At 43.2% G+C, this 23,916-nt stretch carries 19 protein-coding genes; 5 read left to right on the top strand and 14 right to left on the bottom strand.

The features are described from left to right. Nucleotides 1-86 precede the first annotated feature (86 nt). The 5 genes from uvrA to yghU all read right to left on the bottom strand — a co-directional run bounded on the left by uvrA (nt 87) and on the right by yghU (nt 9,134). On the bottom strand, nt 87-2,672 hold the full coding sequence (gene uvrA / locus I6E61_RS03965; protein WP_197130154.1) for an excinuclease ABC subunit UvrA: 2,586 nt from the start codon (nt 2,670-2,672) through the stop codon (nt 87-89). A gap of 262 nt (nt 2,673-2,934) precedes the next feature. Next, a complete protein-coding gene (locus I6E61_RS03970) occupies nt 2,935-4,179 on the bottom strand; it encodes a DUF819 domain-containing protein (RefSeq protein WP_197130157.1) in 1,245 nt (414 codons plus the stop codon). A 268-nt stretch (nt 4,180-4,447) separates the two neighbouring features. Continuing rightward, complete coding sequence (locus tag I6E61_RS03975) at nt 4,448-6,106, bottom strand: DEAD/DEAH box helicase (RefSeq protein ID WP_197130160.1); 1,659 nt, start codon at nt 6,104-6,106, stop codon at nt 4,448-4,450. Between the two features lie 583 nt (nt 6,107-6,689). Continuing rightward, entirely contained in the window at nt 6,690-7,961 is a 1,272-nt protein-coding gene (locus I6E61_RS03980; protein WP_227685662.1) for a DUF1176 domain-containing protein, read from the bottom strand. A gap of 351 nt (nt 7,962-8,312) precedes the next feature. Continuing rightward, nucleotides 8,313-9,134: a glutathione-dependent disulfide-bond oxidoreductase gene (yghU, locus tag I6E61_RS03985; RefSeq protein WP_197130162.1), complete on the bottom strand. Its 822-nt coding sequence runs from the start codon at nt 9,132-9,134 to the stop codon at nt 8,313-8,315. Nucleotides 9,135-9,356: 222 nt separating this feature from the next. Between yghU and I6E61_RS03990 the strand changes: the two genes are divergently transcribed. Then, nucleotides 9,357-10,733 carry a DHA2 family efflux MFS transporter permease subunit gene (locus I6E61_RS03990; RefSeq protein WP_197130165.1) on the top strand — a complete coding sequence of 459 codons (1,377 nt, stop codon included), beginning with the start codon at nt 9,357-9,359 and terminating at the stop codon, nt 10,731-10,733. Between the two features lie 120 nt (nt 10,734-10,853). Here the strand turns inward: I6E61_RS03990 and bfr (I6E61_RS03995) are convergent, their stop codons facing one another. From bfr (I6E61_RS03995) to I6E61_RS04005, 3 genes are all read right to left on the bottom strand, one after another. Then, nucleotides 10,854-11,336, bottom strand: a complete 483-nt coding sequence (gene bfr, locus I6E61_RS03995; protein ID WP_197130168.1) for a bacterioferritin — start codon at nt 11,334-11,336, stop codon at nt 10,854-10,856. A 77-nt stretch (nt 11,337-11,413) separates the two neighbouring features. After that, nucleotides 11,414-11,902 (bottom strand): bacterioferritin, encoded by a 489-nt coding sequence (gene bfr / locus I6E61_RS04000; RefSeq protein WP_197130171.1) that lies wholly within the window; start codon nt 11,900-11,902, stop codon nt 11,414-11,416. Nucleotides 11,903-12,284: 382 nt separating this feature from the next. After that, a complete protein-coding gene (locus I6E61_RS04005) occupies nt 12,285-12,476 on the bottom strand; it encodes a bacterioferritin-associated ferredoxin (protein ID WP_110923492.1) in 192 nt (63 codons plus the stop codon). Nucleotides 12,477-12,800: 324 nt separating this feature from the next. Here I6E61_RS04005 and I6E61_RS04010 point away from each other — a divergent pair, with 324 nt between their 5' ends. Continuing rightward, nucleotides 12,801-13,124: a helix-turn-helix transcriptional regulator gene (locus I6E61_RS04010; RefSeq protein ID WP_194196571.1), complete on the top strand. Its 324-nt coding sequence runs from the start codon at nt 12,801-12,803 to the stop codon at nt 13,122-13,124. 162 nt (nt 13,125-13,286) lie between these two features. On the opposite strand, the gene I6E61_RS04015 is transcribed toward I6E61_RS04010, so the two are convergent. The 6 genes from I6E61_RS04015 to sat all read right to left on the bottom strand — a co-directional run bounded on the left by I6E61_RS04015 (nt 13,287) and on the right by sat (nt 20,347). Next, the gene (locus I6E61_RS04015) at nt 13,287-14,009 is read right to left on the bottom strand and encodes a sulfate/molybdate ABC transporter ATP-binding protein (RefSeq protein WP_197130174.1); all 723 of its coding nucleotides are present in this window, start codon (nt 14,007-14,009) and stop codon (nt 13,287-13,289) included. 161 nt (nt 14,010-14,170) lie between these two features. Then, the gene (cysW, locus tag I6E61_RS04020) at nt 14,171-15,115 is read right to left on the bottom strand and encodes a sulfate ABC transporter permease subunit CysW (RefSeq protein WP_197130177.1); all 945 of its coding nucleotides are present in this window, start codon (nt 15,113-15,115) and stop codon (nt 14,171-14,173) included. Nucleotide 15,116: 1 nt separating this feature from the next. Next, nucleotides 15,117-16,001 (bottom strand): sulfate ABC transporter permease subunit CysT, encoded by an 885-nt coding sequence (gene cysT, locus I6E61_RS04025; RefSeq protein ID WP_197130180.1) that lies wholly within the window; start codon nt 15,999-16,001, stop codon nt 15,117-15,119. Between the two features lie 210 nt (nt 16,002-16,211). Beyond that, nucleotides 16,212-17,297: a sulfate ABC transporter substrate-binding protein gene (locus I6E61_RS04030; RefSeq protein WP_197130183.1), complete on the bottom strand. Its 1,086-nt coding sequence runs from the start codon at nt 17,295-17,297 to the stop codon at nt 16,212-16,214. Nucleotides 17,298-17,550: 253 nt separating this feature from the next. Further along, the gene (locus tag I6E61_RS04035) at nt 17,551-18,636 is read right to left on the bottom strand and encodes a sulfate ABC transporter substrate-binding protein (RefSeq protein ID WP_197130186.1); all 1,086 of its coding nucleotides are present in this window, start codon (nt 18,634-18,636) and stop codon (nt 17,551-17,553) included. 457 nt (nt 18,637-19,093) lie between these two features. Continuing rightward, nucleotides 19,094-20,347, bottom strand: a complete 1,254-nt coding sequence (gene sat / locus I6E61_RS04040) for a sulfate adenylyltransferase (RefSeq protein ID WP_197130189.1) — start codon at nt 20,345-20,347, stop codon at nt 19,094-19,096. A gap of 351 nt (nt 20,348-20,698) precedes the next feature. Between sat and I6E61_RS04045 the strand changes: the two genes are divergently transcribed. The 3 genes from I6E61_RS04045 (at nt 20,699) to I6E61_RS04055 (ending at nt 23,683) form a co-directional block, all read left to right on the top strand. Further along, a complete protein-coding gene (locus I6E61_RS04045; protein WP_197130192.1) occupies nt 20,699-22,384 on the top strand; it encodes a nitrite/sulfite reductase in 1,686 nt (561 codons plus the stop codon). Beyond that, nucleotides 22,377-22,973: a DUF934 domain-containing protein gene (locus I6E61_RS04050; protein ID WP_197130195.1), complete on the top strand. Its 597-nt coding sequence runs from the start codon at nt 22,377-22,379 to the stop codon at nt 22,971-22,973. The genes I6E61_RS04045 and I6E61_RS04050 overlap by 8 nt, the downstream gene beginning before the upstream one ends. 71 nt (nt 22,974-23,044) lie before the next feature. Continuing rightward, nucleotides 23,045-23,683 carry a phosphoadenosine phosphosulfate reductase family protein gene (locus I6E61_RS04055; protein WP_197130214.1) on the top strand — a complete coding sequence of 213 codons (639 nt, stop codon included), beginning with the start codon at nt 23,045-23,047 and terminating at the stop codon, nt 23,681-23,683. Nucleotides 23,684-23,916: the final 233 nt, after the last annotated feature.

Here is a 23,916-nt window from a genome sequence, read left to right on the forward strand (position 1 = left end):
TTATATTTGCACAAAAATGAGTATTAGAAAATCCTATTTCTAATACTCATTCAAATGAAGCATGTTAGTGCAGAATTATATTTTCATTAGACTAATAAGAACGGTGCAGTACTGCTGTCTTTTGATTGAGCAACGTCATATGGCGTACCTTGAGCAACAATCAATCCACCTTCTACGCCAGCCCCCGGCCCAATATCTATAATCCAGTCACTATTGCTCGCCACTTGCATATCGTGTTCAACCATAATGACGGTATTGCCCGCATCGACGAGGCCATTTAACTGTGTCATGAGCATAGACACGTCAGCAGGATGTAGACCTGTGGTTGGCTCATCCAATATGTATAATGTGTCGCCTCGTTGCACACGCTGCAGCTCAGTGGCAAGCTTAATCCGTTGCGCTTCGCCGCCTGATAATTCGGTAGCAGGCTGACCCAGACGTAAGTAGCCAAGTCCAACTTGTAACAATGCCTCTAATGCACGCAAAATAGGTGCTTCATCAACAAAAAACTCATGAGCCGCTTCAACCGTTAAGTTTAATACTTCAGCGATGTTTTTGTCTCGATAAGTGATTGCCAGTGTTTCATCATCATAGCGTTGACCATGACAAACCTGACAAGGTGCATAAACGCTTGGCAAAAACAACAGCTCAACACTGACAAACCCTAAGCCTTCGCAATTTGGGCAGCGGCCTTTGGTAGTATTAAACGAAAACCTGCCAGCATCATAGCCTTTTTCTTTTGCTTGTTTGGTGGCCGCAAACAGCTTACGTACATTGTCAAACAGGCCCGTATAGGTTGCCAAATTAGATCGCGGTGTACGCCCAATCGCTTTTTGATTGATATTAATAAGGCGACGGGCGTGCTCCATGCCAGCGACAATTTCACCGCCGGTTACCGACTCAAGCTCCTGCTCAAGTAAATCCGCCTCACCGACAGGCGCTTCTGTAACTGTCTTTTGACCCAATGCTTCACTGATAAGCTCTACCAACGCTTGGCTGACGAGGCTTGACTTACCTGAGCCTGATACCCCTGTGACACTGGTCATGACCCCAAGTGGAAACTCAACGTCTAATCCTGTGATATTGTTTCGCTCAACGTTGGCAAGCTTAAGCCAGGCTGCTGGCTGCCTTGTACGAGATTTAGACTGAGCGTTAGACGTAGTATTGGCAAAGAGATATTGACCAGTATGCGACTGCTTAACCTCACGAAGGCCCTCTATAGGCCCACTATAAACAATCTGGCCGCCATGCGTGCCTGCCTTTGGCCCGACATCGACTATCCAATCGGCATGTCTAATAACGCTAACGTCATGCTCAACGATAAACACTGAATTGCCAGCCGCGATTAGCTCATCCAACGCGCCTAGCAATGCTTGAGTATCAGCGGGATGCAGACCTGCCGATGGCTCATCAAGGACATAGACTACGCCAAACAGCTGCGAGCGAATTTGAGTGGCTAAGCGCAATCGCTGTAACTCACCAGGAGAGAGTGTCGGGGTGGTACGCTCAAGCGAGAGATAGCCTAACCCTAACTTTGTTAGCGCTTCAACACGAGAGAGAATATCACTGGCGATACGCTGGGCGACGATGGCTTTTTCACGGTTTGGTGTCTCATCAGCTACCTTAGTACGCGCTGTTTTTTCCAGTTTTTGTGCCATTTCAGTTAGCGTTAGCTGTGATAGCTCTCCGATATCGAGTCCTGCAAACTTAACCGATAGCGATTCTTTCTTTAGTTTTTTGCCGTGACATTCTGGGCACTCAGATATCTGCATAAACTGCGAGACACGTTTTTTGGTACGTGGGCTTTGAGTGGTGGCAAAAGAGTGCAAAATGAAGTTTTTGGCACTGGTAAAAGTACCCATATAGTTTGGCTTTTCGCCGTTTTCTATCGCGTCACGCGTTTGCTCAATGTTGTATTCAGGATAGACAGGCACTGCCGGCGTATCATCCGTAAATAAAATCCAGTCGCGTGTTTTTTTCGGTAATGTACGCCATGGTTTATCAATATCGTAACCCAATGTGGTCAATATACGACTGAGGTTTTGTCCTTGCCACGCTGGTGGCCATGCTGCAATCGCACGCTCACGGATGGTCTTGGTGTTATCTGGCACCAGCAGCTCTTCAGTGACCTCAAACACGCGGCCAATACCTGAACAAGTCGGGCAAGCACCATCTGGCGTATTGGGAGAGAACGCATCGGCATATAGTATCCCTTGATCTGCAGGATATTCTCCTGCTCGTGAGTACAGCATACGCAGACTATTGGATATCGTTGTCACGCTACCCACGGACGAGCGCACCGATGGCGTGCCTCGTTTTTGCTGTAAGGCGACGGCTGGTGGCAATCCTTCTATACTATCGACATCTGGCTCATCAACCTGATCAATGAGTCGTCTAGCATAAGGAGATACCGAATCAAGATAGCGGCGCTGTGACTCGGCAAATAACGTGCCAAATGCCAGTGACGACTTTCCTGAGCCTGATATACCGGTGAAGACTACCAGTGCATTACGCGGCAAATCAACATCAACGTTCTTTAGGTTGTGAACGCGTGCACCTCTTACTTGAATGTTTTCTTGTTCAGGGTTATAAAGAGTGTTTCTCACTGCGCTTGTTTTACTTGTTTTACTTGTTTTACTTGTTTTTTCTTCTAATTTTTTTGGGTTCGCCATAACGTTATTGTTCCTATAAAATCGTTGTTTATTCTTAATGTGTTTAGTTCTCTTTATTTAATTAGTTGTATTTATTCAATTAACAGAAAGGTTAACATGTACTTATACATGCCTATGGTGAGGCTTACGTATCAATAGCATAGATAGACAAAACGATAACTCAAGTCACCCAATCATTAATAATAAAAAACCCGCATTAATGCGGGTTTTGTTTAGCAAAAAATGCTATTAAGGTGCTATTAAGATAATGACAACTTGTACATTAAGACACGACTAATCGCATCAACTGAGTGCTGATATAACCGCCAAACGTCCCTACTGCATAACCTAAAATACCCAAAAATACCCCGACAGGAGCCAGTGACGGATGAAAAGCCGTTGCTACAATTGGTGCAGAGGATGCACCGCCAGTATTTGCATTGGAACCGACTGCTAAAAAGAAGAATGGTGCTCGAATGAGTCGAGCGACAGCAAAGATAATCACGACGTGAATACTCATCCATAACAGACCGATTAGTAACAGTCGCCACTGTGAGACGATACCAGCCAGATTAATTTGCATACCAATAGCAGCAATCAATATAAAGATAAATACGGTGCCGATTTTTGATGCACCCACATGATCAAGCCGACGAATTTTAGTAAAAGAAAAGATGACACCTATTAAGGTGATAATCACCACCATCCAAAAGAACGAGCTGGCAAAGCTATACTGGACTGCCCATCGGTATGGTGCGAAAAACCCTGCAATTTGACCACCGATAAAGTGCGCTACTCCTACCATAGCAAAGCATAAACCAAACATCACCATCAAATCATTTAAGGTTGCTGGTCGTTCATTATCACGCTCATAATTTTCAACAGCTTTAACCACTTTATCAATACTGCTGGTATCCGCCCGCAAAAATCGATCTATTTTCTCGCTGTGTTTAGCCATGACTAAGATAGCCAATAACCATAATGAAGCATTGGTGGTATCGACCAAAATCATCATGCCAAACAAATCATCACTAACCCCAAACAGCTCTTTCATCGCGGCTTGATTGGCCGCCCCGCCTATCCAACTACCCGCCACCGCTGAAAATCCGCGCCATAGCGTGTCATCTGTGAACATGCCAGGCGATATCCATTTAGCAATTCCTAAACTGATCGGACCACTAATGATAATAGCGATACTAGCCGCGAAAAACATCGCAATCGCTTTCCAACCCAGGCCCAATATTTTGGGCACATCCATCGATAGGGTCATCAGCAGCAAACTTGCTGGCAGCAGATAAGTAGCAGTAAATCCGTAAATCTGTGAGCCAATACCATCAGCGAAGACGCCTAAGCTATTCAGCGTCGCAGGTATAAAGCAGCACAGTACAATACCTGGCAATACAGCATAAAACCGTCGCCAAAACCTACCGGGTAAACTTTGTGTATAAAACACTAAGCCGATAATGGCCATAATGATGCCAAAGGCCAATGGCAGACTATCAATGGTTAAATGAGAAGTGTCGGGCATCCAATGGCTCCATTGCGCACGATAAAAACTTGTCAGTATAGAGAAGGCAAAAAAAACGTGCAAGCCACTATCGAATACAAAGCTAACTTTTACTCTGTTAGCTAAGTTAATCCTATTAATTATGCTCGAAGAGTATTAAGGCGGACAAAAACAAAGTTAGCAGACACAAAAAAGCCAGATAACAAGTATCTGGCTTTTCAATGCTGGGTTATACGATTAAATTAAGTGATTTTATTAAAATCATTATTAACCGTTAACGATAGCGTTATTACGAGTTATTACCACGGTTGCCGCCGTTTGGACGACCTTGGCCACGGCTGTCAGAACGACCAGCTGGACGACCTTGGCTGCCGCTTGGACGACCGCGACCCGTTGCAGCACGCTCACCACGTGGAACGCCAGTGCTATCACCGCGGCTAGGGCCACCAGTGCGCTTGCCTTGATAAGGCTTGCCACCTGAACGCTCATTTGGTTTGCCTGACGTGTCACGTGGCTTACCTTGATAACCGCTGTCATTGCTAGCGCGTTGACCAGTTGATGAGCTGTCGCTTGAACGACCACGAGCATTAGCAGGATTACCTTGATAGCCACCGCTTGAACGACCACGGCCTTGACCATTACCACCGCCGTTAGAGCGACCACGACCACGGCCACGACCATTACCTTTGTTTTCGCTAGGTACGTATGTTTTCTTAGGTTCCATACCTTCGATGATGCATACTTCCATTTTGCGATCTAAATAACGGTTGATAGCGTTTAGCTGTGGACGGTCATCCATGCTACATAAGCTGATAGCAATACCAGTACGACCAGCACGACCACAACGACCGATACGATGGACGTAATCTTCAGTTTGGCGTGGAAGATCATAGTTGATAACGTGCGAGATTGCTGGGATGTCTAGACCACGAGCAGCAACGTCAGTCGCTACTAGGATTTTAACTTTACCATTACGCAAATCTTGAACGATACGGTTACGCTTGCTTTGTGGCAAGTCACCATGTAGGAAGCTTGCTTTATGACCAGCTTCTTGTAACTGTTTTGCTAGTTTTTCAGTACTACGTTTGGTAGCAGCAAAGATAATGATCTGTTCCATATCTTGCTGGCAAACGATTTTGTCAAGTAAACGGTTTTTGTGATCGAAATCATCACAGTAGTACACTTTTTCTTCGATGTGTGCAGATTCTACTTTGATTGATACACGCTCAGGGTTCTTAGTGAAGCTGGCAGCGATTTTACCTACTGGGCCATCCCAAGTTGCAGAACACATGATGGTTTGACGATCAGTAGGAGCAGCGCGCAAGATGTCACTGATGTCATCAGCAAAACCCATGTCTAGCATGCGGTCAGCTTCATCAAGTACCAATACCTCTAGGCTTGATAGATCAACACGACCAGCATTGATATGGTCAAGTAAACGACCAGGAGTTGCAACGATAACTTGAACGCCTTTTTTCAAAGCAGTGATCTGACCATTGTACGGTGCGCCGCCAACTAGTGGTACACAGAACAGACCGCGCATATCTTTAGAATATGTACGAACGCTGTCATGTACTTGCTGAGCAAGTTCACGCGTTGGGGTTAGGATAAGTGCTTTAGTTAGTTTGTCAAAGCTAGTCGCACGGCTCAAACGATCAAGTACTGGGATAACGAAAGCGGCAGTTTTACCACTACCTGTTTGCGCTGACAATAACAAGTCACGACCCGCTAGAGCAAAAGGAATAGCTTGTGCTTGGATAGGCGTTGGGTTGGTGTAGCCACTGCGATCAAGTGCCGTTAGAATAGGCTTAGCGATGCCAAGATCCGTAAAAGTAACTTGGTTTTCGTCAACAGCGTCATTAGTAGCCGCTTGAGTGTCAGTGTTTGGGGTGTCAGTGCTTTCGATGATACCGTTTTCAGCGGCGATTGCAGATAAGATGTCAGTCATAGTAATCCTTGGTAAGTATAAGCTGCTGTAAATTCAGCAAACTTGATGCATACCACTGATAACCGTTCACCACGCTGCCTTTATTAAAGAATTACCGGACCACTGTAGGAGTGTCGATAATCAGAAACCCAGCCAATAGAGCTGACGTTTCTACAATAAATGCGTTCGTGCTGTCTGACGTATTTTGGTGGTAGTGCCGAGTGTCTTATCCTTGCTTGATATACGCGCATTATCGATGCTTTGTCTAAAGCAGATAAAGGCAAACAGCAACCAATCTAATCCATACTCATGGAACAGTAGATAAGATATGAGTCAAAAATAACTGATATTTTAAAAGGTTATTTAAGTACACAAAATCATCGGCAACAATTACTTATGGTCATCCTAGACCCAAAATCGCAGGCGATGTTATCAATCTCATAATTCACGCAAGCTATAAGCTAACGTGGCGACGTAGTATATCATAATAAAAGTACAGTTGTACCTTTTATTTGATAATGATAGAAATAATCTTGGCTTAGCCTGCAAGGTTAACTTTTAACCACGTATGTTAGCCATGTTTAATATATGCTAAATGTATGACTTATTGTGCTGTTTTAACGTCAGTGACATAGGTCGGTAGTTGCCATGCCCCACCAACTTCAATCATGCGGCACAGCCCAGTACTGCTCTGATTGCTTTTTTCAAACGATTTTCCTGTCCATATCCAATCAGTCTTAGTTAAGCAGTCACCAATACCACGACCTTTTTGTACTGAGGTGACTATACCTTTATCGTAGTCAGTAGCGTTGGTTGTTACCAGTGTGGGATTGTAAGGTTTGGTGTCATTGATGACCCAGGCACCCGCCCCTGTATTATAAGCACTCGTCCAGCAGTCATGCTGTGCTATCAATTTCGAGCTGTTCAGGCGACTAACTCGCCATGGTGATTTATCTGACAAATTTGGGCAGTCACCATCGACATCTTTGATAGTGCCTTTCATGAGTGCAGCCAATTGCGACGATTTCATGATAAACTTTTTCTTATCATTCACGGCGGCATTTGGTTTAGGCGCGACAAAACGTAGGATAGGTGCCGCTTTAGGTGCTAATACTCCGCTATTAGGTTTAACTGCACTGGCATGATCAATAAAAGCGCTCGATGTCCCTACTCGCCCCTGTGCTTCGTCCGCTTTGAGCATAACGGCACTAGCGCCTTTATCAGATAGCTGCCAACGTGAATTGCGCAGTACCAGTTCGATATTGCTTGATTTGGGCAGCGCCTCTAACAGTGCGGTCACTTGCGCTTTCGTCAATTCGGCACTACCGGCTGTGGCCGAAAACGGCTGAGTTTCACCATAGTCTTTATCATTAATAAACAATGATATACGGTGACGGTTACCCAATTTCATCAAGGCTTTAGAAGAGCTTTCTTTGGCCCCGCCAATTTTTACTTTGCCATCTACACTCGCATTCGCACCTGCACGGCGTGTGAGTAATACAGATATAGGGAATTCGCTATTGTTTTCTGCTTGATAGCCTGCCAGCCGGCACGTACGAGTATTGTCACAAGCAACCTGCCAATCTTGGCTGGTTAACTCAACGCCTGAATGCGCCATACTTGCCGTACTGAATAAAGTAGTGCTGATAGCAGCAAATACAGATAATCGTATTTTGTTTTTTATCATTAATAAGGATGTCTTTTTTGTTTTTTTAGAATGAAGTCTTAGACGAGTGGTATCGTTCGGGCGTGAGTATGGAGAGACATCTATATGTCGATAGTTCTGAGCAGCCTTGATCTGAGAATAGCAAACAGCAAAATGATTATTGCTTGTCTGTAGTGATATATCCATCAGCTTACGGTTGTCGTCATTCATAGTCATTACTCATCAATAGAAGCAGTACAAGTACCTACCCATCAAGGCAGTGTCTGCTATCTTAACGTATCAATGTTTCTATCTGTTATACTAATGTACTATTATGTAAACGGGCAAGTATATGATTATTTTAATATAACTATATATAAATACAGAATAACTGCGAGTTGGATGGTTATAAATGTCTATAAAATAAGGCTGATAAGCAATCCGCTTATCAGCCTTTTGGTTATTAATATCTGTATTGCTCAGCTGTAGTCAAACTCTAAAAAAAGGTACAAGGCAGCCGACTTTAGATTGTACATATAGGAAGGCTAACGCCGTAGCAGTTTAGTCGTTCTCTAATTATAGCTAACCCATTGATTGCAGAGGCAACTCTACAGCACGCTTAATCGCTGGTCGCTCAGCAATAGCCTTTGCCCAACGTTTTACGTGAGTATAATCATCTACTTGTAAAAACTCTGCTGCATCATAAAGCTTACCAAGCACCAGCTGACCATACCATGACCAAATGAGCATATCTGCGATATTGTAATCCGCCTCATCGTTACCACACATATACTTGTTGTCTTTTAGATGAATATTAAGTACATCAAGCTGACGTTTGGCTTCCATCGTATAGCGGTTGATTGGGTACTCTAATGGTTCGGGCGCATAAGCATAGAAATGTCCAAAGCCGCCGCCGAGAAACGGTGCACTACCCATCTGCCACATCACCCAAGACAGACAGTCTGCCCGCGCTTTGCCAGCTGACAAAGGGATAAATTTACCAAACTTTTCTGCTAAGTACATCAAAATGGCACCAGACTCAAAGATAGCAATAGGCTCACCGTCGTTTCTGTTAGAATGATCGACCAAAGCTGGGATTTTTGAGTTGGGGTTTATGGTCACAAAGCCAGAGCCAAATTGCTCACCCTTAGAGATATCGACTTTATACGCATCGTACTCAGCGCCTTTGACACCAATTTCAGCCAGCTCTTCTAATAGCATGTTTACCTTGACACCATTCGGTGTATTCAGCGAATACAACTGTAGTGGTGCATTACCTACTGGTAGCTCTTTATTAAAACGTGCGCCGGCTGTCGGGCTATTGATATTAGCGAACTTACCACCGCTTTCTTTATCTTGTGTCCAAATTTTTGGTGGGACATATTTATTGTTATCCTGACTCATCATTTATCCTCAGTTTATTTTTATGGATATAGCGAGTGTTTACTATAACGAGAACCACTCCCTACATTAAAGTCCTCTCTTGTAATCAATGTAAGTGCAGTTAGGTTTTTTATTTTGCCGCTTTGACAGCGCACCGTTACCTTGAGTCACTTTTATTATAACGCTCTAGTCGTTAATATACTTTTTTGCTTGTTTTATAATCAGATATCCAATGAGATTTACATGGTAACGCTAACCCCAACGCAAGATAAATACTTACCCTATGTGCTAGCGGTCGCACTGTTCATGCAGATTTTGGACGCCACTATTTTAAACACCTCCTTACCGCAAATGGCACAGGCGTTGGGTGAGTCACCACTGAAGATGCAATGGGCAGTGATCAGTTATGCCTTAACCTTGGCTATATTCATTCCTATCAGTGGGTTTCTGGCGGATAAATATGGCACACGTCGGGTATTTCTATCGGCCATCGTCATTTTTTGTATTGGCTCGTTGCTGTGTGCTGCCTCACCTACGCTAGATTTTTTGATTGGCTCACGCATCGTGCAGGGTATTGGCGGTGCGATGATGACGCCTGTGGCTCGTTTGATACTGGTTAAGTCTTATCCTCGCAACAAGCTCCTCACTGTGATGAACTTTGCGGTGATACCGGCATTAGTTGCACCTCTAGTCGGCCCAGTATTGGGTGGTTATATCGTACAATATGCCAGCTGGCATTGGATATTTTTGATTAATATTCCGATGGGCATCGTCGGTTTTATCATGGGCAAAAAACTGGTTCCTGCATTATTTGAGGATACCAAGCGTCTAGATTGGACTGGGTTTTTATTATTTGCAGCAGCGGCTTGTGGGTTTACGCTGGCGGTAGAGTTTGGCTCACAGGCAGGACGAGAGCTTTATGGATTATTCTGTGGTCTGGGTGCGGGCCTGCTGATAGGCGCTTATATCTGGCATGCCAAAAAGCGTGATTCGCCACTATTTCCTTTGAGCCTATTTGACATTCGCACATTCCGTATCGGTATTACGGGTAACTTGTTTACGCGACTCGGCATCAGTGCGGTTCCGTTCTTACTACCGCTACTATTACAGGTGGTGTTTGAGTACTCACCTTCACAGGCAGGCTGGTTACTGGCCCCTATTGCTGTAGGTGCTATCGGTATCAAGCCATGGGTGAGCAAAATTATTCAGCGTTACAGCTATCGCACCGTATTGGTTTATAACACCTTTTTTATGGGTTCTCTTATCATTGTGTTGGCACAGTTCAATGACGCATCACAATGGCTGTGGTTCATACCCATCTTGACTGTCATGGGTGCTTGTAATTCTATGCAGTTCAGCGCGATGAATACCATTACCATTGGTGACCTTCATGGTACACAGACCAGTAGTGGCAACAGCTTAATGGCAGTCAATCAGCAATTGGCAATTAGCTTCGGTATTGCCTTTGGTGCAGCAGTACTTAACTTGCTGCGTGAGAGGTTTGAGCTAGATACCTTGGCCGCATTCCAAACCACCTATTGGATACTTGGTATTCTAACCATACTCTCAGGATTGTACTTTTTACGTCTAAAGCCTGAAGATGGTCGTGGTCTATACTAGAGTGTGCCGAATAGAGTCTGTCGAATTTCAGACATAAAAATGCCAGCCTATGTTTTGGTTTATGACCAATCATAGGCTGGCAAGCTTAGACAATATGATCTATTTATCTATCACATCATCTTATGGCGCGTCATCATCACTCATTTGTGATTGGATGTATCGTTCTAGCCCAACAGTCTTAATCAAATCTTCTTGTGTGTCTAACCAGTCTTCATACTCTTCATTGCCATCTTTTAAGATGACCAATAACTGGCGAGATACGTAGTCAGATTTTGTTTCACATAACGTGATGGCGTCTGTGATAATTGCAAATTTTTGCTTTTCTAAACGCAAATTGCAGTCAATCATTTCCGGCACATCTTCAGCGATGAACATCTTGCCATAATCTTGCAAATTCGGTAAACCGCCTAGCAATAAAATCCGTGCAATCAAATCATCAGACCATTTCATCTCGGCAATAGACTGCTTATAAAAGCTTTCATTAAGGGCTTCTAATCCCCAATGACGTGCAATGCGAGCATGTAAAAAGTACTGATTAATAGCAATCAGCGACTGTCCAAGTACTTTATTTAAAGCACGAATGACCTCTTTATCCCCTTTCATTATCTCTCTCCTTATTCATTTATTATTTAAGCTAAATATTATTCATCTAATTATCTAGGACACACCCTAGCATAATGTTAGATGAGATTAGGAGTGACTTCAGCCATTTGGCTTTGTAGATAATTTGGCAGACCAATCATATCAATTAGACGCAGTTGTTGCTCAAGCCAATGAGCATGGTCTTCTTCAGTGTCTTTTAATTGCTCAACCAACATCTCACGTGTGACATAGTCGTGTTCTGCTTCACAGATAGCAATGCCATCTTTTAAGTGCTGCTGTACTTGATACTCTAGGTTAAGGTCAAGCTGAAGCATTTCGGGAACGGTAGCACCGATGTTGATAGCATCAACCGTCATTTTAGGTGTGCCACTTAACATTAAGATACGGCGAATGATGGCTTGGGCATGCAATGTTTCATCAGCCATCTCATGATGGATACGGTCATACAACTTGCCATAATGCCACTCAGCATACATTTCTGAATGAATAAAATACTGATCACGAGCGGCAAGCTCACCACCTAACAAAAAATTCAAATAATCAATGACTTTTGGGCTACCTATCATAACTTATACTCCCCTATTTATACTTCACTGCTCACAGTGCATTCATAATTACCCATATAAGGATAGTGTTATTAGCAAACTGAGTAGTAGATATCAAAACCAACAAAATGCCTTACAGCGTCAGACATATATAGTAGCATACCGGCTCTGATATCGCTTGTAACGTTAGGAACTAAGAATAAGATGCTAATTGAGAATAATAATTAGCTAGCGTCCATTCTGACTATCAAAGGCGGCTGAGGTCAATAAAATAGGTGTATTGGTGAAGTTATACGGACGCTTGCAACTTACTCTTTATATATAATGGTTAAAGAGTAAGTGAAGTATGTTGGACATTTTGTGTGAGGCTAAAGCTCATTGTTGTTTCAAAGATTGACGGTGCTTAAACGGCGTAAGCTAAGACATCAAGTTTAGCATGGTGCTCTTCTAGGTAATCATTGACCATAGGTTCGCAGCAACCACAGCAAGTCGCTACATCAAGCGTGTCTTTCAAACCATCAAGCGTATCAATGCCTGAGGCAATAGCTGCCTTAATTTGCTTTTCTTTTACGTCATTGCAGATGCATACGTACATGAACTGGCTCCTATGAATATTACTATTCAATAACTACTGACTGATCATTTTATTGCTTGACCTATAATAACGATAACTATTATCATTTTCAATAGTATTTGGCATATTTTAATCACAAAGATGTTTTTTTAAGGGTCGGCGTGACTTGGCAAGAATATTGCATATATTAATCTATGTAAGCGAATATAAATATTTATGTTATGATATAGATGAATGGTAGTAAATTTACGATAAACTGTAATTTAGTTTACTTTTTAATCGATTTTTTAGATAACTACTGCTATATTGACCATCTATCAACAATAACCCCATAGGGATTATTTTATGTCTGATAATAATTTTACGATAAGACCGATTGAATTGTTTAAAGTTCTATCTGATCCAACGCGTTTAAAAATATTTCAAATTTTATTTAACAAAGAATCACGTTGTGTCGGAGAGCTAGTAGAAATATTAGATCAACCTCAACCAACAATATCGCGTCATTTAAATCATTTGAAAAAATTAGGTATTTTAAACTGTGTACGTGATGGTACCTGGATGTGGTATGAAGTTGCCGATGATTTGCCAGAATGGTGCCAAGAGGTTCTAGAGATTACTTATAAGCAAATATCTACCAATGATATTGCTCTGCCAAAAGCAGGATAGATATAAGTGATATCGAGAAAAACTAAGGTATCGACTAACGCAAAAAAGACCTATTTATCATAGGTCTTTTTTATGTCTGCTAACAATATGACTATGAGAATGTGGCGGTAATAATATAACTCTAGCAATATGACTTTAGTAACGTGGCTATGCCATATTCAATTATGTTAGATCTAAAAATTCACTGATAAAGGCACTGGCTGGCTGGTGTATCAGCTCTTCTGATGTCCCTACCTGCTCTACTCGACCTTGATTCATGACTACAATTTCATCAGATACTGCGCGTGCTTCTTCTTGATCATGCGTGACCATAATACTGGTAATACCCAGCTCATGATGGATATTTTTCAACCAAGTGCGTAGCTCTTTTCGCACCTTGGCATCCAGTGCGCCGAACGGCTCATCAAGTAATAATAATTTCGGCTTTACTGCAAGCGCTCGTGCGAGTGCAATGCGCTGACGCTGACCACCTGATAGTTGGTGTGGATAGGCATTGGCAATTTGAGGTAACTGTACGAGGTCTAACAGCTCGGCCACACGCTTATTGATGTCAGCTTTGCTTGGTCGCTCATGCTTTGGCAACAACGTTAGACCAAACGCGACATTGTCAGCGATGTTTTTGTGACGAAATAAGGCATAGTGCTGAAACATGAAGCCAATATGACGTTTTTGCACAGGCGTATTGGTCACATCCAGTTCATCAAACAATATTTGCCCTGAGTCAGCATATTCAAGACCAGCGATGATACGCAATAGCGTCGTCTTACCACAGCCTGAAGGCCCTAGTAATGTCGTCAGCTTGCCGGTAGGTACCGTGATATTGATATTGTCTAATGCGGTAAAATTACCGAATTTTTTATTAACGCTGCGAATCTCGATGCTCATAATAGTATCTCTTATTATATCTTTTGTCGTGTGGTCCATACTCTATAAATTGGATACAGTGTCAGTCTCGCTTAGTCCACTATTTGTAGTACTGTCACTCGGCTTCTTCATACCTAAATTACATTGAACCAACTATATCGTGGCAGATGGTCTAGACGACATTACTGCTTATTATTGCCTGCGTTATGCTTATCAGTGCTTATCTCATCAGTACTCAATGATAGCTCAGGTATATTGGCTAATCGCTCAGATTTAGCAAATTTACGCTCTTGTAGCTTCGTCATGACTTGCTGAATGAGTAGCGTCACAAGAGCCAATGCAGCAAGTAAGCTAGATAAGGCAAAAGCGGCGGTAAAGTTATAATCGTTATAAGCAATCTCGACTAATAGCGGCATGGTATTGGTCTCACCGCGAATGTGACCTGATACCACACTAACAGCACCAAACTCACCCATCGCCCGCGCATTGGTCAAAATCAAGCCATATAACAGTGCCCATTTTATATTTGGCAACGTCACGTGCCAGAAAGTCTGCCAACCAGTCGCGCCCAACGTTAAGGCTGCTTGCTCTTCACTGTCGCCTTGAGTCTGCATCAGCGGTATTAGCTCACGTGCGACAAAAGGAAAAGTGACAAATAACGTCGCCAAGACAATACCAGGAACCGCGTAAATCACTTGGAAGCCCATGCTCTCAAGCCAGCCACCAATGGTAGAGTTAAGCCCAAATAGCAATATGAACATCAAGCCTGCGACCACTGGCGACACTGAAAATGGCAAATCAAGTAACGTAGTGACCAACTGCTTCCCTTTAAATTGATAGCGAGTGACCAACCATGCAATCGCGATGCCCATCACCATATTAATCGGCAAAACGATGGCAGCAGTAATTAGTGTCAGCTTAATGGCTTGTAGTGCTTCTGGATCGACCAGTGAAGCAACATATAACTGCCAGCCACCCTTGAAGGCTTCATAGAACACCGCTAGCAACGGTATCACTAGCATTACCACCATGAACAGCACAGCGATACCGATAAAGGTACGGCGTATCCATGGCGTATCTTTGGTTGCCGCGTTACTTTGGTAGTCGTAGCTATTGGATATTTGCATGTTAGCGAGCTCCTACACGGCGCGACAGCTTCCACTGCACAATATTAATGGTTAATAAAATCACAAATGAGATGAGTAGCATAAATAGTGCGACCGCAGAGGCGCCTTGAATGTCAAACTGCTCAAGCTTACTGATAATAATCAGCGGTAAAATCTCAGACTGCATCGGGATATTGCCCGCGATAAAAATAACTGAGCCATACTCACCCGTCGCACGGGCGAACATCATACCCGCACCCATTAATAGTGCTGGTAGCAACTCTGGCAAGATTACTTTACGAAAGGTGGTTAACCGATTGGCACCCAATACGGCTGCAGCCTCTTCAAACTCAACTGATAGCTCAGCGAGTACTGGCTGCACGGCACGGACGATAAAGGGGAAGCTGACCACGACCAGCGCCAACCAAATACCTATCGGTGTAAAGGCCACCTGGATATCAAATTTGGCAAACCACTGCCCCATTAGACCGTTAGGCGCATACAGAGTGGCAAGCGAGATGCCAGTGACAGCCGTTGGTAAGGCAAATGGTAAATCAACCAAGGCATTGATCAAGGACTTGCCCCAAAACTCATAACGTACCAATACCCAAGCGACCAATGTACCAAACACCATATTGGTGAGCATGGCCAAAAATGACATCCATAAGCTCAGCTTGATAGCAGCAGTCACTTGCGGCTGGCTAATGGTTTCCCAAAATCCCGTCCAGCCCATCTGCGTTGTCGTATAGGCCATCATGGCAAACGGCAGCACCACCAATAGCGATAAGCTAAAAACAGTAATGCCCATGCTTAGACCAAACCCGGGCAGCACATTGCGTTGACGCAAGCGTGTCAGCCAACCTTTCTTAGGAAGGGGTTTGCTGGTAGAAGATGTGGGTGCACTCATAGTGATATCCTGTTGCCCAACTGATGGTACTTATCGTAAGACCATGTTATATCGAACTTATTATTAGTATGCTTACGGTATAAAGGACATAGTGCGTACGACCATGTCCTTTATGGAGTTTCTTATGAATGACTACATCACCTGATTTACAGCAAAGCAATCACCTTTACTAAATGGCTAATCAGTGATCATTCTTATCTTATTCATTTTCTATTGCGGTGCATTGATGGCCAGTTGGTCAAATACGCCACCATCGCTGAAGTAGGTACCCATGATGTCATCCCATGACCCAAAGGCATCATTCGGACGGAACGTTTCAACTGGTGGTAATTTATCACCGTTTTTATCAAGCACGCTTTGCACGCTAGGACGTAGATATAGATTAGCGGCTAACTGCTGTGCCGGCTCGCTCCATAAGTAGTCCAAATAAGCTTTTGCTGCGTCCGTTGTGCCTTTCTTATCCGTTACTGATTTGACAATCGCCACTGGGCTTTCTGATTTGATAGAGTATTTTGGATAAACGATATCGACTTGACCAGCACCAAAATCAGCTGCTGCAAGGTTGGCTTCGTTTTCAAAAGTAACCAAAACGTCACCGATACCACGCTGAACGAATGTAGTCGTTGCAGCACGTCCGCCATTTTCATAAACTTTGACATTTTTTAGCATGTCTTTGACGTAGCCTTTAGCCTTGGTTTCATCCTGATTGAAAGCATGTAGACCATAGCCATAAGCACCTAAGAATGCATAACGACCATTACCCGTGACTTTCGGGTTTGCCATCACAATCTCAAGACCGTCTTTGGTCAAATCTTCCCAATCATTAATGCCTTTTGGATTGCCTTTACGTACCAAAAATACGATGGTGCTGGTAAAAGGCACAGCGTTGTCAGGGAACTTACTTTCCCAATCTGATTCAACCAAGCCTTTTTTCTCAAGCAGCTCAATATCAGACCCTTGATTCATGGTGGCAACATCTGCTTGTAAACCGTTAGCCACAGACAATGCCTGTTTGCTTGAGCCACCATGTGACTGTTTGATTAGGATATTACTGTTTGGGTTTTCAGCTTTGTAATGCTCAACGAATAATGGGTTGTAGTCTTTATAAAAATCACGTGCCACATCATAAGAGACATTTAGCAACTCGATATCTTGAGATTCTGCTGCTGCGCTACCACTTGCATCTGTCTGCTCGTTGTTGCTACAGCCGACCAGACCAAGTGTCAAAGCAACACTGGCAATACTGAAGGCGTTCAGTGTTTTACTTTTTTGTTGATAGCGCACAGCGTATGTCATAAATCCCTCAAAGATATCTGTTAAGTAATGCAAGTATGCTAACAGCGTCATCTTATTATGTTTAATGATGAATATGCGTATGTTATTGCCAAAACGGAATAACAAGAGCGTAACGTTAAACTTATCAATCAGTTGACAAAATCCTACTAGAAGAGCCTCGTTGTTTATAGAGACTCAAAAGCGGATACGATTGACGGTATTTTTTATCTGACAGCTGGTAAATTAAGTATGACTTTGTAGATTGCTTTATAGACTACTTTTTCACACTTGCCAGCTGATCGAATCGTCCGCCATCGACAAAGAACGTATCCATAATCTGCGTCCAATCACCAAAGACAGCCACTGGCTCGAAAGTTGCAATTTCAGGCAATGTATCTCTATGAGCAGCCAGCACTTCTGCATTACTAGGGCGCATGTACATCTCTGCCATGAGCTGCTGAGCAGGCACATCCCACAGACCTTGTAAGTAAGCACTTGCGGCATCTGTCTTACCGCTCTTATCCGTAACAGCTGTGACGACCGCCACTGGATTAGCAATCACAATAGAGTAGCTTGGATAAACGATATCGACTTTTCCTTTAGCAAATTCCTTGGCAGCCAAATGTGCTTCATTTTCAGTGGTAATGAGCACATCACCTAGCCCGCGCTGGGTAAAGCTGGTCGTCGCCGCACGCGCACCATTGTCATAAGTGACCACGTTTGCGAGTAGCTTTTTGATAAAGTCATCCGTTTTGGTAGAAGTGTCTACACTTTCTTTGAATTGATGCAGACCGTAGCCATAAGCACCCAAAAAGGCATAGCGCGCTGTGCCACTGGTTTTTGGGTTTGGTATGACCACATCGATATCATTGCGTGCCAAGTCTGACCAGTCTTTGATATTCTTTGGGTTACCATTGCGTACCAATAGCACCATGGTACTGGTATAAGGCACTGCATTATTAGGGAATGCCTGCTTCCAATCAGTGGCTACTAGTCCTTTTTCTACCAGCAGATTCATATCGCTTTCTTGGTTTAAGGTTGCCACATCTGCTTGCAAACCATTGGCAATAGACAGCGCTTGCTTACTTGAGCCACCATGTGACTGATTGACCTTGACCTTACTACCTGGATGCTCTTTTTCATAACTTGCACTAAATAAGGTGTTGTAGTCTTTATAGAAATCACGTGATACATCATAGGAGACATTCAATAAGCTAATATCTTGCAAGTCTCCCGCTGTCGATGTGTCTTGCGATGTAGATTCATTAGAGTTACAACCTGCTATGAGCACCGTAACGGCCAGTACGCTACCCACTTTTAAGGTGATATTAGACAATTTTGATTGTATGGCTGATTGCATGATTTTCTTCTTAATAGATGGTTGGGCGTTGGCAAAATAGTGGGCACTTTATTATTAATATTGCAGCCCAACGTATTTCGAAAATCACCCTATGGATAATAAAAGATATGCTAGCAGCTTGTGTGCTGGACTCTTAGTGACGAATTCGCTTATCGAGTGGTGAACTTGGCATAAGCAATTTTTTTGACTATCTTTAACTAACTGTTTTTACTTCTATTTATGAGATATTGTAATAGTGTGAGTTTCTGGATAAGCTTTCATAGAAAAAGGGACCAAGCGATAATCGCCTGATCCCTTCCTTTAAATACAGCTTTTTGGATATCGTTAAATACCGTAGTCAGTCAGATGCTGTTATATAGTCGGTTCAATATAATTTGGATACAAGGAAGGCGAGTGAAAGTACTACAAGTCGTAGACTAAGCGAGCCTGACACCGTATCCAATTTATAGAAGATTGACTATACCGCAGAAGCACCGGTCAATTTAACTTCAGCACGCTCTTCTTTTGCGATACCTGCATAGTAATCACGCAATATTTGTAGCACTTCTGGGCGACTAAAGTTCTCTGGTACCACTTCATCTTCTGATAGCGCTTTACGTAGCTTTGTTCCAGATACTTTGACATGCTCAGAAGCGTCATGCGGGCAAGTTTTGTCTGAAGCCATCGCATTACAAGCGTTACACCAGAACGTCCAGCCAATTTTCAATGGTTGAGTAATGAGATCATCTTTACCCACGTGATCAAAGATGGTCTGTGCATCAAAAGCACCATAATAATCACCAACACCTGCATGGTCACGGCCCACAATCAGATGGCTACAGCCATAGTTTTGACGGAATAGCGCATGTAACAACGCTTCACGTGGGCCTGCATAGCGCATGTCTAGCGGATAACCGGCTTGAATCACAGTGTCTTGTCTAAAGTAGTTATCAATCAAAGTTTTGATCGCTTCTTGACGGACGTCTGCTGGGATATCACCGGGCTTCAATGCGCCCAATAATGAGTGAATCAATACGCCATCACAAATCTCGATAGCAATCTTGGCAAGATATTCATGTGAGCGGTGCATTGGGTTACGTGTTTGGAATGCCGCAACTGTTTTCCAGCCTTTGGCATCCAATATTTCACGCGTTTCAGCTGGCGTTTTATAAATCTCTGGATATAGTGTTGGGAACTCACCTTCGCTCAATACTTCTACGCTACCTGCGATATTGACGTCATCTTGACTCAATACTTGCTGTACACCTGGATGCTCGCTATCAGTCGTCGTAAAGACTTGCTGGCACTCATGGTTTTTATCGATGGTATAGGTTTCTTCTACCGTTAAGATGCCCATGACTTCACCGTCTTCGGCGACCAATGCGACTTTGTCACCTTGACTCAAGCTATCAGCAGTGGCTTTAGGTGCTGACAGCGTAATAGGAATTGGCCAAAACAAGCCTGCGTTGTCACCGCTTTGCAAGCGCATGTTGTCTACCACACCTTGCCAATCCGCTTGGTTCATGAAGCCGTTCAGTGGTGTAAAGCCGCCAATACCGAACATAATCAAATCGCCGCGCTCACGAGAGCTTAAGGTAATGGTCGGTAATGTGCTGGCAAGTTGCAATGCTTGATCGCGTGCTTCACCGTTTAACAATAGTGGTTTGAGTACATCGCTGCCATGTGGAGGAACGAGTTGTGATGGCTTTTGATTAGAGATAGTAGATGTCATAGTAATTTTAAAACCTCAATGTATAGAAAAAAGAGTTGAATAACAGCAAGTGAATGGCTTAAAAGGTAACTTTATGAATAAGACGCTAACGATCGTCAGTTAAAATCGTGCATTACCAGATATTAAATTTTAGGGGTTAAATTTGATAAGCATAGGCTACCTAACTTTCGTTATGAAAATTTATGCTGTGTTTGGATATGTATATGTCTTAAAGGAATTTATGTTTTGAAGCACAAGCTTATATGATGTAAAGCTGAACGGTACACATTGCGATCGACAACAAAATATATTACACACGCAAATCATTTTCGTCGCTGCTTTTAAGTCTAAAAACAAATTTGAGATTACGTCATGTATCAATATAACTACGCTGACCAAAACTTAGTAGAGGAACGAGTCGCCCAGTTTCGCGACCAAACCGAACGGTTTTTGGCGGGTGAGCTGCCAGAAGAACAGTTTTTGCCACTGCGTTTGCAGAATGGCCTTTATATTCAGCGTTATGCGCCGATGTTACGTATTGCTATTCCTTACGGCCTACTAGCCAGCTATCAACTGCGTAAATTAGCAGAGATTACCCGTAAGTACGATAAGGGTTACGGACACTTCACGACCCGTACCAATATCCAGTTGAATTGGCCAAAACTTGAAGAAGTGCCAGACATATTGGCGGAGCTGGCATCGGTACAGATGCATGCCATTCAAACCTCGGGCAACTGTATTCGTAACACGACTACCGACCCTTATGCCGGTATTCATCAAGAAGAGATTGCGGATCCACGCCCTTATTGCGAAATTATCCGTCAGTGGTCTACCTTTCATCCTGAATTTGCTTTTTTACCGCGTAAATTTAAGATTGCTGTCGTTGGTACTGCCAATGACCGCGCGGCGACGCAAGTACATGATGTTGGATTGCATGTAAAAACCAATGATGCAGGTGAGATTGGTTTTGAAGTATTGGTGGGTGGCGGTCTTGGCCGTACACCAGTGATTGGTAAGGTGATTAACGAATTCTTGCCACGTCAGCATCTACTTAGCTATCTAGACGCTATTTTGCGCGTTTATAACCTGCATGGTCGCCGTGATAATAAGTACAAAGCGCGTATCAAAATATTGGTCGAGAGTATGGGCGGTCCTGCCTTTGCTAAATTGGTCGATGCTGAGTGGGAAGCCCATACCAAAGATGGTCCACTGACACTGACCGATGCAAACTTTGACACGGCCATCAGTTTCTTTACCGAACCTGACTATGTTGGTTTTGATGCCCTACAAGTACAATCTGACTTGCAACAGCAGCTCAATGCGAATAAAGATTTTGCCGATTGGTATAACCAAAATACAGTCGCGCATAAAATAGCAGGCTATCGCGCCGTCGTGATTTCTCTAAAAGCAGGCTTGGTCAACGGAACCTACGTACCATCTGGTGATCTCAGTGAATCACAAATGGACGCTCTCGCTGATCTATCAGATAAATATAGCTTTGGTGAATTGCGCGGTACTTATCAGCAGAACCTCGTATTCTCTGATGTGCAAACCAATCAGCTATATGAGCTATGGCAACAGCTGTCTGAACTGCATTTAGCACGTGCCAATATAAACACGCTAACCGATATGATTGTTTGCCCAGGTTGGGACTATTGCTCACTCGCCAATGCCACAACTCACAACATCGCTGAGCAAATCGAAAAGCAATTTGATGATCTCGATTACCTTTATGACTTGGGTGAAATTCGCCTAAATATGTCTGGCTGCATGAATGCCTGTGCTCATCACCATACCGGTGATATCGGTATCCTTGGTGTTGATAAAAAGGGTGAGCATTGGTATCAAATCAGCCTAGGCGGTAATTCTAGCAACGATGCCAAAGTCGGTAAAATATTGGGTAAAGCAGTACCAGCCGAAGATGTGGCGATTACCCTACAAAAAATACTAGACGTCTATTTAGAGCAGCGCGTGAGTAATGAGAACGACGTAGAAGCCTTTAGTGACTTGGTCAATCGCGTTGGCGTGGCACCTTTTAAGGAGAAGGTCTATGGGTAATCATCACGTATTAAATAACAATGGTATCGATATCAGTCAGACCGATACCTGGCTAGCACTCACCACTAATGAGCTACCAGAAGGTATTGCCCTAACCCACACATCATTACTTGAGCTATTGCATAAGTCAGAAAAAACAGATGTGCTATTGCCACTTGATGATTTGTTAGACGCTACAGGCAAGATTGCTGGCGGACTATTACAGCAAGTACGTGAGTTGCTGTCCCAGCATACTAGCCGTACTGGCGTTTGGGTGACATCGGATAGCGATACGGATGTATTGGTTGGCTTATCAGAATTTTTATTACAGCAAGACTTAATCGTCATTCATGTGCCGTTGTTTGTCGATGGTCGCGGCTTCAGTTTTGCACAGACGTTACGCCAAATGGGTTACGAAGGCGAGATTCGTATGGCTGGCAAGTTTGGCCGTGATCAAATCGCTTATCTGCTACGTTCTGGTGCAGATAGCTTTGTGCTCAGTGAGCATGACATGCAATCGATTTCTGATATTGGTCAAGCATTTAATGCGCTTGCCAGTAGCTATGATGGTCGAAACGCTGCTGCATTGCCGATGTTTGCTAACGCTTAATTTACCACCCGTTATTTATTGAACTTTTACCAAATTTATTGTTAAACCAATCCCATTGTAAGGAATGTATCATGAGTCAATTACACCCAAACCTAGATATCGAACAAGCCAACCAAGAGCTAAACGGTAAGTCGCCAGAAGAGATCGTTTCATGGGCACTAAGCCAAGCTAAAAACCCAATCATTACTACTAACTTTCGTCCTTACGAATCAGCGATTTTACATCTAGTTGCCAAGCAGCGTCCAGATATCACTGTATTGTGGGTAGATTCAGGCTATAACACGGATGCGACGTATCAATTCGCTAATAAAGTCATTCGTGACCTCAATCTAAATGTCGTTACTTATATCCCTAAGCAAACTGCTGCACATCGTGACGCGACCATGAATGGTATTCCTGGTATTGATAATCCACAGCATGATGAATTTACTGACCAAGTAAAACTTGAGCCATTCCGCCGTGCGTTAGATGAATTGAAGCCTGACGTGTGGTTCAATGCGATTCGTAAAGATCAAACAGAATTCCGTCAAGGCCTTGACGTGCTTAGTCTATCAAAAGATGGCGTGTTAAAAGTAGCACCTTTATTTGAAAAAACAGATGCTGATCTAGACGTGTATCTTGAAGAGCATAACCTACCAAATGAGTTTGACTACTTTGATCCAACGAAAGTAGAAGAAAGCCGTGAGTGTGGTTTGCATACTCAGCTGTAGATAACGACTAAGGTATTAGGGCGCGTCTTCAATTCACTCGATAGTCATCTCAATGGGCTAAAAATGGCTAAATCTTGCCAAACATCGTCAAATAACTAGTTAATATCCCGATATTATCTGCGCTATTTTCCTTGTTTGACGGCAATTTATCTCATTTTTATCACCATTTTTGAAATGAAGACACGCCCTAGTAGTATCAAGCAAAAAAGAAGCGGTGATTTCAATATCATCGC

Source organism: Psychrobacter sp. NZS113 (assembly GCF_015864825.1).
Classification (GTDB): domain Bacteria; phylum Pseudomonadota; class Gammaproteobacteria; order Pseudomonadales; family Moraxellaceae; genus Psychrobacter.